We start from the raw sequence: 17,970 nt of genomic DNA on the forward strand, positions 1-17,970 counted from the left end.
GGGAACCCCCTCGGTCGGCGAGGGGCGGGATCCGGCGGGGAACCCGTCCGGTGCGTGATCACGCCGCGAGGCGCCCCCTGGGAATGACCCGCCCGTATCCGATTTCGCGTGCACCGTTCGGCGCGCCGTACGGGCACCAAGGTAGCCGCTGCCACCGGGCGGAGTAATACCCGCTATGAACACATATGGGGTTCTTGAGAAGACTATTGCTGATTCGTAGTCCGCGCCGGGGTTTCCCGGGGAAGGCGCCGCGACGCGGCCCGTCAGCCCCCGAACCGGTAGCCCACGCCGTGCACCGTGCGGACCCAACGGCCTGATCGCGCGTCGTCACCCAGCTTGCGGCGCAGGTTGGCGATGTGGACGTCGATCACGTGGTCGTCACCCGGCCAGTCCGTGTGCCAGACCTGCCGTGTCAGCGCCTCCCTGCCCCATACCCGCCGCGGGTTGGAGGCCAGTGCCACGAGCAGGTCGAACTCGGTCCGGGTCAGTGCCACCGGCCGGTCGGCCAGGCGTACCTCGCGGCTCTCCTCGTCGATGAGGAGGTCGCCGAACTCGATGACCTTCGGCTCACCGCCGGTCCGCCGCCCCTCGGCCGTGCGCGGCCGCCGGAACATCGCCGCCACACGCGCCCGCAGTTCCCGGGGCGAGAAGGGCTTGGTCATGTAGTCGTCCGCGCCGACCTCCAGGCCGACCAGCAGATCGGTCTCCTCCACCAGCCCGGTCAACATGATCACATACGCGGTGGTCATGCCGCGCAACCGCCGGCACACCTCGATTCCATCCATGTCCGGCAGCATCAGGTCGAGCGTGACGAGGTCGGGCCTCACCCGGTCCACCAGGTCGAGTCCCTGCGCTCCGGTCGCCGCCTCGGACACGTCGAAGCCGGCCATCCGCAGGACGTGACACAACAGCCGGCGCATGTCCGCGGAGTCCTCGATGACCAATGCCCCCGGGCGTTCCGCCAACGTTCTCACCTCGGTATGGAGGCGGCCGCCGGGCGACGGTCGCCGCAGCGGCGCGTACGCGCGACCGTGCCCCTGAAGTCCCCCTCCTCATTTCACCGTGATGTACCACATCTCGGTGTGGCGAAACGGGCCGCCGCCGCTGACGGTGTCCGTCGATCTCCGACGGAGAGAGGAGCGCGCCGGGTGCGGCCGCGGACCAGGCAGTGGATCAGGCAGCAGGTCGGAGCAGCGGATCAGGGCAGCAGGTCATCCGGGCAGTGGGTCATCCGGGGTCCCGCCCGCCGGTCCGCCCGGGGGAGGGCGAGACGACCGGCCGGATGCGGAGATCCGTGAAGTCCGTCGTCGCGTCCTCGGTGTAGATGCCGGCCCGGCCCTTGCGGTAGGGATCCTCCCGGTCGCGGACCCGGATCAGCCGGCGGCCGTTCACACTGGCTGTGATCGTGTCGCCCACCTGCCGGATCTCGACCGTGTGCCAGCGCTCCACATCGTACGGCGGCAGGTCGCCGGTGGCGATGAAGCGCTGGCCGTGCGGGTAGGCGGGGGTCACCTTGCCGAGCTCCCACCCGTTGGGCTTGGGGACCAGGTAGTAGAAATGCCGGTCGTCGGTGTAATGCCAGACCACCCAGGCGACCTCCCACGGGTTGGGGACGGGCCGGCGGAGCTGGCGCAGCGTTCTGGCTCTGACACGGAGCTCCAGGTCGGAGTGGGTCACGGTGGTGACGGCGAGTGCGGCGTGCGTGGCCGCCGGGGTCCGTGCCCGCCGTGGCGACAGCCGCCAGGTCCAGTCGTCACCGCGCCGGCACGCGCTCGCCGGCCCGTACCCGTCGTACTCCAGCCGCAGTCCGCCCCTGACCGTGCCCTCCCGCCAGGAGACGCAGGAGTCCGGCGTGCGCGCCGCCGCCGGGGCGGCGGCCACGGAGACCGCGACGGCCAGGCCCGTCAGGGCGGCGGCGACGCCCCCGCCCCGGCCGGGCGGCGGAACCGTGGCGCGAACCGGCGTTCCGCGGCGTCGGCGGGATGTCATGTCGATCCCGGCGCCGTGCCGGCCGGCGCAGGGCCGGCCTCCCGGTCCGTGAGCCGATCGGTCTTCAGCCAGCTGCGCCGTCCGATCACCATCCGCCCGGTGCCCCACCAGCCCGCCACGAGCCACACCAGGTTGTACAGGACGAACAGGTGGCCGTAGACGAGCCCGCGCACCCACCTCAGATCACCGCTCACCCGCGCGTAGAGCGGGCCTGCCAGGAAGGCCGGTGCGAACGTCAGCACGTACCAGGACACGATCGGCAACGGCCGGAACAACTGCTCGCGGGCCGGCTCCGAGAGCGCCGCCCCGGCCAGGGCCGCCAGCAGCGACATCGTCATGAAGGAACCGATGAAGATCAGCAAAGGGCTCAGGAGGACGTTCAGCAGATCCGCCGCCACCCGGCCGGACGCCCGGCCCACCACCGACGGCACGAGCCGCCAGGCCTGCACGTGCCCCTGGAACCAGCGTGAGCGCTGCCGAACCAGCGCGCGCAGGCTGACCAGCCCCTGCTGGCGCACCGTCGCGTACCACACGCACTCGGTGCGCCAGCCGGCCAGGACGAGCCGGACACCGAGGTCGAGATCCTCGGTCAGGCTCCGCGACCAGGGATCGTCACCGAGGTCGAGCAACGCGCTGAGCCGCATGAATTGCCCGTTGCCGCCCAGCCCCGCGCAGCCGACCCGGCCCCGGGTGCGCTGGAAGAGGTGGGTGTAGACGACGAACTCCATGTCCTGCAACCGCGCGAGGGTGCTCTGCGCCTTGTTCGCGATGCGCACCCCGACCTGCGCGGCGCCGACCCGCGGGTCGGCGAAGTAGGGCAGCACCATGGCCAGGCTCTCCGGGTCGAGACGGCCGTCCGCGTCCATCAGGCAGACGAGCACCCGGTCCGCGGCGCGGTGTCTGAGCGCGCCGCCGTCCAGCAGGAAGCGGACGGCGTGGTTCAGGGCCTCGCCCTTGCCGTGGCGGGCGTCCGGCGGGACGCGCCTGAGCAGGCGGACCCGCGGGTCGGTGAACCCTCCGACGAGGTCCGCGGTGCCGTCGTCGGAACCGTCGTCGACCACGACGATCAGGGCGTCCGGGGGTGAGACGGCGATCAGGCGCCGCAGCGTCGCGCCGATGACCCGCTCCTCGTTCAGGCAGGGCACCACGAAGACGACGGTGAAGCCTTCGCCCCCGCCGGTGGGCCGGTCGAGCCGGCCCGCGGACTCCAGGTACATCCCGAGCGTGTAGGTGAAGGCGATCAGCACACCCGACACCGCGCACAGGATCAGCACGGTGATCATCGGTGCACCCGGTGCGCGCACAGCGTGAGGACGACGAGGAGCAGTACGTACAGCACGTACAGCAGCCCGGCGGCGGCGAGGGCGAACCGCGCCACGCCGAAAGCGGCGCCTCCCGCGTCCGCGGCCGAGCCGATCGCGGCGAGCGGGGCGGTGGTCGGAATCACTTGTCTGCCTCCTCCGGAAGTGGTGCGAACGACCCGCTAGAGGTCGCAGGGGGACACGAAGCGGTAGCCCAGGCCCCGCATCTGGTCCACGATGCTCTCCAGCGGCTTCGTGCCGAGGAACGGGTGGTAGAAGAAGCTCGCGACGTTGTCGCGCACCACCAGCTGGGAACGGGCGTGAGCCACGATCGACTCGACCGTCCCCTGGCTCGGGTCGGACGGCCGCAACTGCACCATGCCGAGGTTCTCCGGTATCACGACGCTGCCGTAGACGTCCCGGATCAGGTACGGCGCGGACTGCTCGTACATGTGAGGCGAGGCCGGTGAGGATCCCTCCCACCCGGGGGAGAAGTACGCGCCGCGGTCGTAGCGCGCGGCGAACCTGCGGGCGATCACCCGGTAGTCCACCGGCGAGGCGGCGTAGTGCGGCGGCTCGAAGATCCGGGGCACCGGCAGGTGGGCCGCCCGCAGCTCGGCCGCCGCCGCGTCCAGGCGCCGGTTCATCCAGGTGGCGGAGTCGCCCCGGATCGGGCCGTCGTACACGAGCTCACGGCCCGGACCGAAGTGGGTGCGGAAGAACTCGAAGTCGTGCCCGCTCTCCCCGTTCTCGGGATTGGCCGGGCCGTCGGACTGGTGCGTGTAGCCGTGCAGGACCATCGTGCCGCCGTGTTCGAGCAGGTACGTGATCGCCCGCACGACCTCGGGCCGGTCCTTCAGGCGGATCTCCGGGCGGGCGGTGCCGTCGGGCAGCGGTCCCCGGTAGACGGGGATGACCCCGAAGCTGAACGGCACGCCCTTGCGGGACAACAGTTCGCCGGCCGCGCGCAGGGCGTGCGGGTCGGCCTGCGGCCCGATGTCCTCCAACCGGACCAGCGCCCGGCGCCGTACCGGCGTCGCGGGGGCGAGCAGATCGAACAGCAGGTCGGCGGCGGCCAGATAGCGGTCGTCGTCCGCGAGGGAGTTGAGCGGGACCTCGCCGACGTAGGTCAGGTTCCCGGACCTGACCGCCCACGGCCACGTCCGCCCGTCGCCGGTGACCACCTCCCCGAGCACCTTGACCCGCCGCCGGTCCACCGCGGCGAACGCGTGCACCGGCTCCTCCAACGGGCTGCGGCTCAGCAGCGTGCCCTTGTAACGGACGCCCCGGATCCCCGCGTCGCTCGGGCCTCCCCACCGCCAGCCGTACCGGGCCTCGAAGCGCTCCCGCGTGGTGAGCCGGTCGATGTCGCCTCCCATCCACAGGACCCGGCCGCCTCCCGCGAGGATGTCGCGGCGCAGGGCCGCGGGGAGCCTCTGCCCGGTCGAGGCGCCCAGGTACACCAGTGCCCGGTGGCGGCGCAGCATGCCGGCCCGGTAGTCGCTCGTCCCCATCGTCCGGACCGGCCCGAAGTGCGAGGCGAGATTGGCGGCGAGGATCGAGCGCACCCGGGACAACGGCGGGTCTCCCGCGTCGTCGGCCAGGATCAGCGTGGTGGCGCGCGCGGGGCCCGTGGTGGCCGCGGGCGGCGCGGGGGCACCCGCGGCGCATCCGGGCCAGGAGCGCGGCGCCGGCAGGGACACCTCCGCCTCGCGGGTGAGCGTCACCAGGTTCGCCCCGAACACCACCGTGCCGCTCAGCGCCAGGGCCGCCAGCCAGCGCAACCCCACACGGTGTCGGCCGCCGGGGGCCTGCGGAGGGTGATCGAGGGGGCTCATCGCGGAACGAGCATCCTGTCCGTGCCCGGCGCCTCCCCGGCCGGGGTCCCCGGCGGGTGGTCCTCTCCGTTCACCCGCCGGGCCACCTCGCGCGGGAGACGGAACGGCTCCGGCCGCGGCCCGAGGCCGAACAGGTGGGCCAGCGCCGCCAGTGCCCGCTCGGCCGCGCGTCCGTCACCGTAGGGGTTGACGGCGTCCGCCATCCGCCGGTAGGCCTGCGGCGAGTGCAGCAGGGCGGTGGCGGCGGCCACGATGCGGCTCTCGTCGGTGCCGACCAGCACCGCCGCCCCGGCCCGCACCGCCTCGGGCCGCTCGGTGGTGTCGCGCATCACCAGCACGGGCTTGCCGAGGCTGGGCGCCTCCTCCTGGATCCCGCCGCTGTCGGTGAGGACGAGGTCGCAACGGCGCAGGAGCCGGGTGAAGTCCCCGTAGTGCAGCGGCTCGGTGACCACGATGTTCGGGTGGCCGGTCAGGTGCGGCAGCAGCGTCCGCCGCAGGATCGGGTTCGGATGGAGCGGGAACACGATGAGCACGTCCCGCTCGCGGGCCGCCAGCCGGGAGATCGCGCGGCCGATGCCGTCCATTCCCTCACCCCACGACTCCCGGCGGTGAGCGGTGACGACGATCACCGGCCGCTCGTCCTGCGGGGCCGGCAGCCGCGGGTCGTGGTAGCCGCCACCGGCCCGGCTGCTCCACAGCAGCGCGTCGATCACGGTGTTGCCGGTGACGACGATCGAGTCGGCCGGTACGGCCTCGTTGAGCAGGTTGGTCTCGCCGGTGGACGTGGGGGCCAGGTGGAGGCTCGTGACCCGGGTGGTCAGGCTGCGGTTGGCCTCCTCGGGGAACGGGGAGGACAGATCCCCGCTGCGCAGGCCCGCTTCGAGGTGCACGACCGGGACCCGGTGGTAGAAGGCCGTGAGCGCTCCCGCCAGCGTGGTCGTGGTGTCGCCCTGCACGACGACCGCGTCGGGACGGTATTCGGACATCAGCGTGTCGAGTCCCGAGATCGCGCGGGTCGTCACCTCCGAGAGGGTCTGCCCGGGCCGCAGGAGGTCGAGGTCGGCGTCGGGTGCGATGCCGAAGACCTCGTTCACCTGGTCGAGCAGCCGGCGGTGCTGGGCGGTGACGACGACGACCGGCTCGAACAGCGCCGAGTCCGTCAACGCCATGATCAGTGGCGCGAGCTTGATCGCCTCGGGTCTGGTGCCGTAGACGACCATGATGCGGCGCACGGTTACTCCCATCCGTTGTTCCGGGTCGTCCGCCCCGGCCCGGCATCTCGCTGCCGGACGGACACGGCGTGCCCGGAGACGAGCAGGACTGTGAGCGTCCATGGCGACGCCCACCCGCAACGCGCGCGGCGGGCCCGATTCGGCCGGTCCGCGTCGCGCGACGTTGAAACGCCCATGGGACGACACTCGGCGACGGAGGTTCAGCAATCCTCAACGTCGCCTCAACGCCGTCTCAGCATTCCGGGCGTCCATCGTCACCCCGCCGTCCTGTCCGTACCGCGTGAACCGGGGATGCCACTGGAGTCCGGCACCAGCACGTGATCGGTGAACCCCCCGAGTTGGAGATCGACAGGTTGTCCGGATCTCTGCCCGCCCCGGCGGGCCGGGACGGGCTTGACGGGAAAGGGCCGGAACCGTCAGGCGGGGACGGCCGCCACCTGGACGGTCGGCGCGTTCCGCACCGGGAAGGCGACCGAGCGGGCGATGAAGCAGTCCGCGTGCGCTCGCTCGTGCAGCGCGCCGGCCGCCTCCACCATGGAGGCGTCGGCGACGGTCACCACCGGGTTGAGCGTGACCTCGGTGAAGTGGCCGCTGTCGCCGGGGGTCTCCACCATGCGTCCGTGCGCGCGGTCCTCGTACCCGGTCACCACGACGCCGGCGCGCGAGCACAGCGCGAGATAGGTGAGCATGTGGCACTGCGAGAGCGAGGCCACCAGCAGTTCCTCGGGGTTCCAGCGCGCCGGATCACCCCGGAAGGCCGGGTCGGCACTCGCCAGGATGGGCGGCCTGCCCTCGGCGAGGACGTCGTGGGCCCTGTCGTAGGCGCGGTAGCCGCCGGTGCCCGCGCCGGTGTTACCGGTCCAGCGCACCGTGACCTCGTAGTCGTGCTCCCCGTTCAACCCGCGGCTCCTTCCACATCGTCGGTTCGCGATGTATAGCAGAGCGCCGTCGCGGGATCGGGCCCGGGTGGGGAGAGCCGTGGAGAAGGACATGGCCGCAGGAGCGGGTACGGCGGTATGATCGGCCGCATGACCTGGCGACATTGATGCCCGACCGGAGGTCGGAGCGGTGTGCGCTGCCGCGGGCCGCCGGGATGTGACACATCCCGCGTCCGCACAGCCTCCGCGAGAAAGACCTCAGATGACTCCTCCTCTCCGCGCGCCGGAAACGCGCGCGAAGCGCTTGGCCCTGACGCTCTACACGTACACGTTCCTCGATCAGTTCGTCCTGCTCTATCCGTTCTACGCGCTGCTCTTCGTCGACACGGGTCTGTCCACGGCCGAGATCTCCTCGCTCTTCGTGATCTGGTCGCTCGCCTCCATCGTGCTGGAGGTGCCCTCGGGGGTGTGGGCCGATGCCGTCTCCAGGCGGCGGCTGCTCGCCCTCGCGCCGCTGCTCGCCGCTGCGGGATACGCCCTGTGGGTGGCGGTCCCCTCCTACTGGGCGTTCGCCGCGGGGTTCGTGTTGTGGGGCTCCTCGGGAGCGCTGCAGTCCGGGGCGACCGAGGCGCTGGTCTACACCGAGCTCGACCGGCTGGGGGCGGCCGGCCGTTACGCCGCCGTCATGGGGCGGGCCGCCGCGGTCGGCACCGGCGCCGTCATGGCGTCCATGGCCGTGGCCGCGCCGGCGTTCGCCCTCGGCGGTTACCCGCTGCTGGGGGCCGCCAGCGTGCTGGCGTGCCTGCTGGCCACGGCCGTCGCGACGGCCTTCCCCGAGCACCGCGAGCGGCCGGCGGAGACGACGTCGGTACGCGACCACGTCGAGATCCTGCGCGCCGGCGTGCGCGAGGCGCGCGCCGACCGGTCGGTCCGGCGGGTGCTGCTGCTGGTGCCGGCGGTGACGGCCCTGTGGGGCGCCGTGGAGGAGTACGTCCCGCTGCTCGCCGCGGAGACCGGGGTCGCCGCGCACCTGGTGCCGCTGCTGGTGCTTCTCACCGCGGTGGGGGGTGCGGCCGGCGGCGTGCTCGCGGCGACCGTCCGGCGCTCCACCGACCGGGTGCTCGCCGGGGTCCTCGCCTGCGCGGCCCTCGCCCTGGCCGCCGGGGCGGCCAGCGGAGTCGCGGTCGGGTTCGTCGCCGTCGCGGCGGCCTTCTGCGGTTTCCAGATGGCCAGCGTGCTGGCCGACGCGCGGCTCCAGGAGAGCATCACGGGCCCGGCCCGTGCCACCGTCACCTCGCTGGCCGGGCTGGGCACCGACCTCGCCACCGTGCTGGTCTACGGCGCCTACGGCGCGGCCTCGGAGCTGACCGGGCACCGGGAGATCTTCGTCGTCTCCGCCGTGCCGTACGTCCTGCTGGCCCTTCTCCTGTCACTGGGAGCGGTCCGGATCCGCGGCATCCGGCGGACCCGGCGTACCGGCGCCGAGCACGGGTCAGCCGGAGGTGCGGCGGGGCAGCCCCAGCTCGGCGAAGACCGGGCGGTGGTCGGTGCCGGGCAGCGGGTGGACGCCGAAGGTGTTGACCGCCATCCGCGCGTCGGCGAGCACGTGGTCGATGGTGACGCCGGGGACGGGCTCCCAGCCCTCCTGCGGCCAGGTCGCGGTCAGCCCGAGGCCGGTGACGTCGGCCGCGTCCCGGTAACCGCCGGCCAGCAGGTCGCGGACCAGCCCGTGGTCGAGGGTGGCGTTGAAGTCACCGGCGAGCACCCGCAACTGCCCGCCCGCCCGGGGGAGGGCACGTAGACCGTCGGCCCAGCACTCCACCTTGTAGTCGTAGCGGGGGGCACACGGGTGGACGGAGACGATCTCGATCTCGTGGCCGCTCGGGTGGGCGATCACGCCCCGCGCCTGCCGGAACCTGCCCAGCTCGATCATGGGTTTCTCGGTGATGGGGTGTTCGGCGTACACCCCTGACCCCCACACGCCGTCCACCGCGCGGTCGACGGCGTGTGGCATGATCTCGCGGAGCCCGGCCTTCTCCAGGCGGTCGCGGGCCGCCGGGGTGAGCTCCTGCAGCGCCAGCACGTCGGGATCGAGCTCGCGCACGAGCTTCATCAGGCTCGTGGTGTCGCCCTCGCCCACGGCGAGGTTCGCGGCGAGCACCCGCAGCCGTCCGTCCGCGACGGGCTGCTCGCCGTCATCGAAGTGCCGGGGGAGCACGGCCGCCGCCAGCGTCACACAGGTGGCCAGCGCGACGACCGCCGCCGCCCGGCGGCGCAGCCCCAGGGCGGCGAGCAGCGGGACCGCCGAGGCCGCCGCCACGTACGGGGTGAACGCCACCAGGGGAACCCACTGCCACACCGGGTTCCAGCCGCCGGCCCTGAGCACCGCCCACACCGTGAACGGCAACGTCAGCAACCAGACCAGGGCACCGACCCATCTCCTCTTGATCATGAACGGGGAGATTAATGGGATCCCGTGCAGAATCTGTGAAGATTTCCCAGGGGATTCGGAGAGATCCGGCGGTCGGCGGCCTCAGATGAGGTCGTAGGCCCGGGCGATCAGCTCGTAGGACCGGATCCGGTCCGCCGGGTCGTGCACCATCGTAGTGATCATCAGCTCGTCGGCCCCGGTGCGCTTGCGCAGGTCGTCGAGGCCCTGCCGCACCTCACCCGGGTCGCCGTGCACCACCTTGGACAGGTAGTCGTCCAGGAAGTCGCGCTCGATCGGGCTGTACGGGTACGTCTCCGCCTCCTGTGGGGTCGGCAGCGGCTGCGGGGCGCCCCGGCGCAGCCGGATCATGGACAGCCCGCCCGAGCGGGCCAGGCGCAGCGCGCGTGCCGAGGTGTCGGCGGCGACCGCCGACACGCCGATCACGGCGTACGGCCGGTCGAGCACGGCGGACGGCTCGAAGGACGACCGGTACAGCTCCAGGGCCGGGATGGTGTTGTCCGCGCTGAAGTGGTGCGCGAACGCGAACGGCAGGCCGAGCATGCCGGCGAGCTGGGCACTGAAGCCGCTGGAGCCGAGCAGCCAGATGGGCGGCCGGCCCGACTCGGGGGAGCGGGGCACCGCGACGAGCCGTTCCAGTGGGTGTCCCTCGGGGAACGAGCCGTCCAGGAAGGCGGTCAGCTCGGCCAGCTGCTCGGGGAAGTCGTCGGCGTCCAGGCCGTGCCTGCGCAGCGCACGGGCGGTGGCCGGGTCGGTGCCGGGGGCCCGGCCGAGCCCGAGGTCGATCCGGCCCGGGTGCAGCGCGTGCAGGGTGCCGAACTGCTCGGCGACGATCAGCGGGGCGTGGTTGGGCAGCATCACGCCCCCGGAGCCCAGCCGGATGGTCGTGGTCGCCGCGGCCAGGTGCGCGATCAGCACCGCGGGTGAGGAGCTGGCCACCGAGGGCATTCCGTGGTGCTCGGCGACCCAGATCCGGTGGTACCCCCATTCCTCCGCCCGCCTGGCCAGCTCGGTGCTCGCCCGCAGGGTCTCGGTCGGCGTCACGCCCGACCCCACGACGGCCAGCTCCAGGACCGACAGGGGGAACTCGGCGGACCCGCGCGCCACGCCACGAATGTTGTCTTCAGCCATGAACGCGGCAACCCGGCCCGCCTGAGGTCTATTCCGGTCGCCCGGCCGGTTCGCCCGCTCCCGGCGGGTGCGGCGCGGACGTCTCCGGCTCACCGGGCGGACTCTCCTGCGGCTCGGCCGGAATCCCTTCCGGCCCGCCGGCAATGGGACTTCCCTCCGGTTCGTCTCCGGCCCCCGCGGGACCGGGCCGCGCCGACCGGCCGTTCGCGATGATCGCCAGAGAGAGGCAGAAGAGGGGAACGGCGGGCAGCCAGTAGCGGCTGTCGTAGGAGGTGACGACCACCGGCCCGACGGTGAGGGCGGCCCCGGCGGCCAGCGGCAGGAACGCGACCCCGGCCGTCCTCCGCAGCGGGCGGACGGCGCAGCAGACCCCGTACCCGAGCAGGGTTCCGACGGTCAGGACGCCGAACAGCGGCCCCGGCAGGAAGACGTAGGTCTGGTAGAGGCGCATCAGCTCCGCGGCGGGTTCGGTGAATCGGGTGGCCGCCGGCCCCCGCTGGTAGGCCCGCAGGTCACGCTGGATGCTCCCGCCCGGGATGCGGACCCCGTCGGGCAGCGGGCCGGTGGTGTTGGGGAAGGCGTAGCGGTTGTAGAGGATCGGCACGGAGTCGGGACGCGGCCCCCTGCGCCAGTTCAGCGTCCGCTGGAGATCCCGGGCGACCAGCCGGAAGTAGTCCAGCGGCTGGCCGAGGATGGCGCGCCGGGCGAAACGGCCCGCCAGCTCGTCGATCCCCGGCTGGAACAGGTCCGCGCGGGTGACGACCGGGTGGCCGGGGACCTTCCGCAGCGGTGACCAGTCGGACCAGATGAAATGCGGCGAGCCCGGGCGGAGGCCGGCGGGCTGGGACGGGCAGAGGACGGCTTCGTCCGCGGGCGGTCCGATCTTCGCGCAGTCGGCGAACGGCATGGTGCGGGCCCAGAGCCACACGCCGCTTCCCCCGTTGAGCGCCGGTGATCCGTGCCAGGACCCGTGCCACAGGGCGTAACCGCCGAGCGGGACCGTCGCGGCGACCACGGCCGCGATCAGGGGCCGCCATCCGGAGCGGTTGACGAGCAGGCAGGCGGCGAGCAGGGGGAGTAGCACGAGCCCGACCGAGCGGGTGAGCGTCGCCGCGGCCAGGAGCAGCGCGGCCGGGGGAGACCCGCGGCGGCCACAACGCGACCGTCACCGCGGCGACCACCAGGAACGAGAAGAGGGTGTCGCTCAGGACGGTGTGCTCGAAGAAGATCTGATAGGCGTCGAAGAGGACCGGGGCCGCCGCGAGCGAGGCCCACCCCGCCCGGAGCCCTCCGGCCCGGCGGCGGACGAGCGCGTAGACCAGCGTCCCCGTCGCCAGCCCCATCAGGTGCTGGACCGTCACGACGGCGGTGAAGGCGTGCAGCGGCCGCATCACCCACAGCAGGAACGAATAACCACTGGGGCGGACGGGATAGGGCTGCATCCGCTCGGCGACGCCCACGTAGTCGAAGGAGTCCTCCAGCCAGATGGCCGGGGAATAGGCGACCACGGTCAGTGCCCGAAGCGCGGCGGCCATTGCGAAAAGGGAGGTGAAAAGGCGGTGGCGGGATAACAGGCGTCGTAACGCTAATCGCATCTGCGGGCGGGTCCTCTCGGAACGGGTCGGGCAGACCCGCCGCAGGAAGGGGAAACCGCCGGTTACAAGGCCCTTTCCAGGCGGCGCGTGTCCCGAACGAATTCATGAACGACGCCGCCGTGAAGATCGCGGTGGCAGAACGGAAACATAGTGATCTCACGTTCCGATGGCAAATGAAAAGCAGGGGTTATTCGTGTCTGGAACGTCACGCGAAGTCGTCTCCGGTGGTCGTGTGCCATTCCGGGGAGGAGAAACGCGGCTGTGGAACCGGTCGCCCGTTGTCCGCTATCCGTTGTCCGTCGTCCGCTCCCCGGCCGCCAGGGTGGCGGTGTAGACCAGCGCGGGCGGGACGTTGTGCCAGACCGGCCCGAGAGTGCCGACGGTGGCGAAGGTGCGGTCCAGCAGGGCACGGAACCGGCGGAAGCGGGGGAGCGGCAGCACGGTCAGCGTCGTGACGGTGCTGAACCTCCCGCCGGGGGCGAGGGAGGAGGCGATCTCGCCGAGGACGTGCGCCTGCTGCGCCTCGTCGAACAGGGTCCAGGGCAACGAGGAGACGATCGCGTCGGCGCGGGTCACCCCGGCCTTCGCGAGCAGGGCGCCCAGATCACCCGCGTCACCGGCGATCACCTCCAGCCAGGGGCGGCTGCCACGAAGGTGGTGGACCATGTCGTCGTTGAGTTCGACGGCGATCTGCCGTCCGCCGGGCGGCAGGCGGTCGCTGATCGCGTCGCTGATCACCCCGCCGCCGGCGCCGAGTTCGACCACCACGGCTCCCGGGGTGTCGGGGACGACGGACGCGGCCAGCCGGGCGACGGCCTTCGAGCTGGGTGCGATGGCACCCAGTTGGTGCGGGTTGCGGATGATCGCACCGAGGAAGGTGCGGGTGTCGCCGGTCGTGGCACGGGTTCGAGAGAGCACCGCCAGGTAATTCCCTCCGCTGAGAAGGGTATGCCGATTCGGGAGACGTTGATCAGTATGTTCCTCGAGGCGGCGGCCTGTTCCCGGCTGCGCCGCCCTCGTACCCGGCCCCGCTCCGGCCCCGCTCCGTCCGTCCCGGGTCCAGCCCTGCGCCGCCCTCGTACCGGCCGAGCTCCGGCCCGGGTCCAGCCTCGCCCCGGACCCGGTCCGATGCCGGTCCGGGTCCGATGCCGGTCCGGGTCCGGGGCCGGGGTGAGCGTCGGCCGCTCACCCCGGTCGTCAGCGGTCGTCGCCGGGCAGGCCGCCGCGGGTCGTGGGGTGCGTCCTGGCCAGCTCGGAGTGCCGGTAGGAGTACGCGAAGTACACGACCAGCCCGATCAGGAACCAGACCGCGAAGCGGAGCCAGGTCTCCCAGCGCAGGAACGTGATCAGCCACAGGGAGAAGACGATCCCGATCGCGGGCACCACCGGCATCCCGGGGCAGTGGAAGGTGCGGGGCAGCTCGGGGTGGCGGTAACGAAGGACGATCACCGCCGCGCACACCACCACGAAGGCGAGCAGGATGCCGATGTTGGTCAGCTCGGCCGCCTCGGCGATCGGGAGGAAACCGGCGATGATCGCGGAGATGACACCGGCGATCCACGTCACCCGGGTCGGCACGTGCCGGGTCGGGTGCGTCTTGGCGAACCACTTCGGCAGCAGGCCGTCGCGGCTCATCGCGAACCACACGCGGGTCACGCCGAGCAGGAAGGTGAACATGACGGTGAGGATGCCGACGATGGCGCCGACGGCGATCACGTCCGCCAGGATCCGCAGGCCCACCGACTGGAACGCCGAGGAGAAGCCGCTCTCCCGGTCGATCTGGTCGTATCTCTGCATGCCGGTCAGCACCAGGCAGGCCAGCACGTAGAGGATCATCGAGATGACGAGCGAGTAGATGATCGCCTTCGGCATGTGGCGCTTGGCGTCCTTGGACTCCTCGGCCGCGGTGCTCATGGCGTCGTAGCCGAAGACGGCGAAGAAGACCGTGGCCGCGCCGGTGACGGCGCCGCCGAGGCCGTAGGGGAAGAACGGGGTGTAGTTGGCGGTGTTGATGTAGAAGGCGCCGACGATGATGACCAGCAGCACCACGGCGACCTTGAGGGCGACGACGGCCACCTCGAAACGGGCCGCGCTGCGGATGCCCAGGCTGAGCAGGTAGGCGATCAGCAGGCAGAGCAGGGCGGCGAACAGGTCGACCCGGTGTCCCTCGCCCGTCCCCGGGGCACCCAGCATCCAGGTGGGCAGCGTGATGCCCAGGTCGGTCAGCAGGAACGAGAAGTAGCCGGAGATGCCGATGGCGACGACGGCGACGATCGCGGTGTACTCCAGCAGCAGGTCCCAGCCGATGAACCAACCGGCCAGCTCGCCCAGGACCGCGTAACCGTAGGTGTAGGCCGACCCGGCCTTCGGGATGAGCCCGGCGAACTCCGCGTACGAGAACGCCGCGGCGGCGCTCGCCACCCCGGCGATCAGGAACGACAGCACGACCGCGGGCCCCGCCGTACCGTTGGCGACGGCGCCCGCGAGCGCGAAGATGCCCGCTCCGATGATGCCGCCCACTCCGATCGCGGTGAGCTGCCAGAGCCCCAGCACCCGGGTGAGCTGTTCACCCCCGGTGCCTTCCGGTTCTTCGATGTGCTCGATGGGCTTGCGACGGAAAACACCTGATCCCGAGCCGGTCATGGCCATGACGCATCCCCCCCGCATGACGACCGCAGCGGACTGCTTTGCGTGCTACCCAGCCTAACGGACGGCGTTTACGCCCTCACGCCGGGTGATGTGTTCGCGGCACTGCCGGGCCGGGCCGCGGCGGGGTACCGTCGTGTTATCGGATCCCAGCGACGGGGGGAGCCGCCATGCCGGACGACCCTGATCACGTGCTCGACTCCATTGACGGAGCCGTCGACGAGTGGCTCGCGATGAGCGACGATTCCATGCGCTGGTCGCCGCCGGAGAAGGCGGCGCCGCGCCACCGGCTCGGCCTGCCGGTGCCGCCCCTTCCCGAGTTCCTGGACGACCTCCTCCATGAGCTCGGCGACCGCCTCGGCCCACCGGCGCAGGCCGCGGTCGATGCGGTCCGCCCTCTGGGGGAGGGGGTGGTCGACGCCGTCTCCGCCTTCCTCGACACCCCTGCCGTCCGGCAGCTTCTCCAGCCGCCCGGCGGTCACGGCCGGCCCGCGATCATGCCGCCCGGTGAGGGCGGGGGATCACCGGCGGACGCGGAGTCGCCCTGGGAGTACGCGCTCGGCGCGGCGGACGATCCCGGAGCCGCCGGGGCGGACCCGGGCGGTGGCGCGGGCCCGGACGAGGCGGGTCCGGACGGCGCGGGTCCGGCCGAGGCGCACCGGGGCGAGACGAGCCAGGACGACACGGAGCAGGACGACACGGAGCAGGACGACACGGGGCGGGGCGGGTCGCACCGGCGCGGGTGCGGGTGACGGCCGCGACGGCGTAGGCGGGCCCGGCCGCCGAGGAGTGTCTTCGTGGTGGTCAGTCCGGGGAGCCGGTCGGCTCCAGCATGGGCACGAGGAACTGCCGGGCCACCGCGGCCAGTTGCCCGTCGTCGTCGAGGTCGATGATGTGACTGGGGATCGCCAGGAAGGAGGCGGAGACCCGGACCATCAGTTCGGCCACGAGGTCGGTGTCCAGGTCGCCCGACACGTTGCCCGCGCGTTGCTCGCGGCGGAGCTGGCCCGCGACGAACTGCCGCACGGTGGCGAGGGTCCGGCCCCCGTCGTTGATCATGGAGGGCACGAGCAGGTCCGGTTCCGCGGCGATCAGACCGCCGATCAGCGGGTTGTGCCGGATGGCGCGCAAGGAGCTGACAAAGCCCAGGACCACCCGGTCGGCGGCGGTGCCGGCTTGTTCTATGTCGGTGAGGAACCGGTTGAAATACCGGCGGAACTCCCGGCGTACCACGTGTTCGACCAGTGCTTCCTTCGTGGTGAACCGCCGGTAGACCGTGATTCGTGAAACCCCGGCCCGCCGGGCCACGTCCTCCATGGTGGAGCGCCGGATGCCCATCCGGCAGAACTGCTCGTACGCCGCATCGAGTATGTGCGCACGGGTCTCGTCCGTGTCGTCGACCCGTTCGACGGCGTCGATGTACGCGCGCTCCAGCAGTGACTCCGAGTTCGACGGCGCCATGAGTGCGGACAGTTCAATTTCCATGATCACCTCCTGTGGACGACTCTGCCTCGGTCGCCGACGGTCGCACGATGGGCCTTGTGGTGAACGACGCAGTGTGCTTCATTGATGATACGCAGACTCATTCTACATTTCATCGTATCAGGAAATGCTCCCGACCCCGGCGAGGAGGAAATGGAAACATGGACCGACTCAGCAGGCGCAACGTGTTGAAAGCGGGTGGGGCGCTCGGCGCACTCGGCGCGCTGGGCGTCGCGGCGCCCGCGCAGGCGCAGGTGCCGTGGACGTGGGCGGCCAAGGGTTCGGTGGCGGGCGCCGGGGCGGGCACCGACCCGCGATGGGTGTGGGACGAGGAGGCCGACCCGCTGGTCGCCTCACTGCTCGACCGGGGTGACGTGCCCAGGGTCAACGAACTGTTACGGACCTGGACCAAGAACGGTCAGCCGTTACCTGCCGGGCTGCCGGCGGACCTGCGGGACTTCATGGAGCGGGCCCGCCGGCTGCCGTCCTGGGCCGACCAGCGCAAGCTCGCCACCGCGGTCGAGTTCAACGAGAAGCGGGGGCTCTACCTCGGCGTGCTGTACGGGCTGGCCAGCGGCATGATGAGCACGGTCATCCCCAAGGAGGCGCGCGCGGTCTACTACTCCCAGGGCGGTGCGGACATGAAGGACCGCATCTCCAAGACCGCCAAACTCGGGTACGACATCGGGTCCCGGAACGCCTACCGGCCCGACGGCGAGATGATCGTGACCTGCGTCAAGACCCGGCTGGTGCACGCGGCGGTGCGGCACCTGCTGCCGCAGTCGCCGCACTGGTCGGAGGTCGCCGAGGAGGAGATCCCGATCAGCCAGCGGGACATGATGGTCACCTGGCACAGCCTGCCCACGACCGTCATGCAGAAAATGACCGCGTGGAAGGTTCCGATCCCCGCCGCCGAGTCCGAGGCATTCCTGCACTCGTGGCAGTTGGGTGCGCACATGCTCGGCATCAGGGACGAGTACATCCCCGCGTCGTGGGCCGAGGCCGACGCCCAGGCCAAGCAGGTCCTGGACCCGGTGCTGGCTCCGACGACCGAGGGCGTCAAGCTGGCCGACATCCTCCTCAACCTCGGCTCCTCGGTCGACGGCGGCATCCTCAGCAAGCCCATACTCGGCGCGTTCACGCGCTTCATGCTCGGTGACCAGATCGCCGCGTGGCTGAAGATCCCCAGGGAGCCGGTCTGGGACCCGCTCCTCAAGGTGGCCTGGAAGCCCTTCATCGCCGTCCGCGAAGGCCTGCTTCCCTTCCCGCTGGCGCCGGAGGCCTACTGGCTCTTCGACGAGTTCCTTCGCAAAGCGGCTCTGCTCTTCCTGTCCGAGGCGCGGCCGATCAGCATCGAGATTCCGGACACCAACCGCCCGTCCTGATCAGGACCGTCTGAGCCGGGCCCGCGGCCCCGCGGGCGGAGGGA

General features: G+C 71.8%; 15 protein-coding genes and 1 pseudogene. 3 read left to right on the top strand and 13 right to left on the bottom strand.

The features are described 5' to 3' along the window. Positions 1–263: 263 nt before the first annotated feature. The 7 genes from F4562_RS31945 to F4562_RS31975 all read right to left on the bottom strand — a co-directional run bounded on the left by F4562_RS31945 (position 264) and on the right by F4562_RS31975 (position 7,259). Positions 264–965 carry a response regulator transcription factor gene (locus F4562_RS31945; protein WP_221207773.1) on the bottom strand — a complete coding sequence of 234 codons (702 nt, stop codon included), beginning with the start codon at positions 963–965 and terminating at the stop codon, positions 264–266. Between the two features lie 262 nt (positions 966–1,227). Then, a complete protein-coding gene (locus tag F4562_RS31950) occupies positions 1,228–1,989 on the bottom strand; it encodes a 3-keto-alpha-glucoside-1,2-lyase-like domain-containing protein (RefSeq protein WP_184546922.1) in 762 nt (253 codons plus the stop codon). After that, positions 1,986–3,272, bottom strand: a complete 1,287-nt coding sequence (locus tag F4562_RS31955) for a glycosyltransferase family 2 protein (protein ID WP_184546923.1) — start codon at positions 3,270–3,272, stop codon at positions 1,986–1,988. The genes F4562_RS31950 and F4562_RS31955 overlap by 4 nt, the downstream gene beginning before the upstream one ends. After that, a complete protein-coding gene (locus F4562_RS31960) occupies positions 3,269–3,436 on the bottom strand; it encodes a hypothetical protein (protein ID WP_184546926.1) in 168 nt (55 codons plus the stop codon). Before F4562_RS31960 ends, F4562_RS31955 begins: the two co-directional genes overlap by 4 nt. A gap of 36 nt (positions 3,437–3,472) precedes the next feature. After that, on the bottom strand, positions 3,473–5,128 hold the full coding sequence (locus F4562_RS31965) for a DUF2334 domain-containing protein (protein WP_184546928.1): 1,656 nt from the start codon (positions 5,126–5,128) through the stop codon (positions 3,473–3,475). Further along, positions 5,125–6,360, bottom strand: coding sequence for a non-hydrolyzing UDP-N-acetylglucosamine 2-epimerase (gene wecB, locus F4562_RS31970; protein WP_311734240.1), 1,236 nt, complete (start codon positions 6,358–6,360; stop codon positions 5,125–5,127). Before wecB ends, F4562_RS31965 begins: the two co-directional genes overlap by 4 nt. 416 nt (positions 6,361–6,776) lie before the next feature. After that, complete coding sequence (locus F4562_RS31975) at positions 6,777–7,259, bottom strand: OsmC family protein (RefSeq protein ID WP_184546932.1); 483 nt, start codon at positions 7,257–7,259, stop codon at positions 6,777–6,779. A gap of 241 nt (positions 7,260–7,500) precedes the next feature. Between F4562_RS31975 and F4562_RS31980 the strand changes: the two are divergent. After that, positions 7,501–8,556: pseudogene (locus F4562_RS31980) on the top strand (MFS transporter); the annotation flags it as partial. 174 nt (positions 8,557–8,730) lie between these two features. Here F4562_RS31980 and F4562_RS31985 read toward each other — a convergent pair. The 5 genes from F4562_RS31985 to F4562_RS32005 form a co-directional block, all read right to left on the bottom strand. Beyond that, complete coding sequence (locus F4562_RS31985; RefSeq protein ID WP_184546934.1) at positions 8,731–9,690, bottom strand: endonuclease/exonuclease/phosphatase family protein; 960 nt, start codon at positions 9,688–9,690, stop codon at positions 8,731–8,733. 81 nt (positions 9,691–9,771) lie between these two features. Continuing rightward, positions 9,772–10,794 carry an LLM class flavin-dependent oxidoreductase gene (locus F4562_RS31990; protein ID WP_311734241.1) on the bottom strand — a complete coding sequence of 341 codons (1,023 nt, stop codon included), beginning with the start codon at positions 10,792–10,794 and terminating at the stop codon, positions 9,772–9,774. Between the two features lie 52 nt (positions 10,795–10,846). Then, complete coding sequence (locus F4562_RS31995; RefSeq protein ID WP_184546938.1) at positions 10,847–11,902, bottom strand: hypothetical protein; 1,056 nt, start codon at positions 11,900–11,902, stop codon at positions 10,847–10,849. Between the two features lie 796 nt (positions 11,903–12,698). Then, positions 12,699–13,331, bottom strand: coding sequence for a class I SAM-dependent methyltransferase (locus tag F4562_RS32000; RefSeq protein WP_184546940.1), 633 nt, complete (start codon positions 13,329–13,331; stop codon positions 12,699–12,701). A 279-nt stretch (positions 13,332–13,610) separates the two neighbouring features. Then, the gene (locus F4562_RS32005; protein ID WP_184546942.1) at positions 13,611–15,062 is read right to left on the bottom strand and encodes an amino acid permease; all 1,452 of its coding nucleotides are present in this window, start codon (positions 15,060–15,062) and stop codon (positions 13,611–13,613) included. Between the two features lie 167 nt (positions 15,063–15,229). On the opposite strand from F4562_RS32005, the gene F4562_RS32010 reads away from it, so the two are divergent. After that, positions 15,230–15,811: a hypothetical protein gene (locus tag F4562_RS32010; RefSeq protein ID WP_184546944.1), complete on the top strand. Its 582-nt coding sequence runs from the start codon at positions 15,230–15,232 to the stop codon at positions 15,809–15,811. 52 nt (positions 15,812–15,863) lie between these two features. Here F4562_RS32010 and F4562_RS32015 read toward each other — a convergent pair whose 3' ends face one another. Continuing rightward, positions 15,864–16,544, bottom strand: a complete 681-nt coding sequence (locus tag F4562_RS32015) for a TetR/AcrR family transcriptional regulator (protein WP_184546946.1) — start codon at positions 16,542–16,544, stop codon at positions 15,864–15,866. 158 nt (positions 16,545–16,702) lie between these two features. Here F4562_RS32015 and F4562_RS32020 point away from each other — a divergent pair, with 158 nt between their 5' ends. Further along, the gene (locus F4562_RS32020; protein ID WP_184546948.1) at positions 16,703–17,926 is read left to right on the top strand and encodes an oxygenase MpaB family protein; all 1,224 of its coding nucleotides are present in this window, start codon (positions 16,703–16,705) and stop codon (positions 17,924–17,926) included. The last annotated feature ends 44 nt before the right edge of the window (positions 17,927–17,970 follow it).

Source organism: Streptosporangium becharense (assembly GCF_014204985.1).
Taxonomy (GTDB): Bacteria; Actinomycetota; Actinomycetes; order Streptosporangiales; family Streptosporangiaceae; genus Streptosporangium; species Streptosporangium becharense.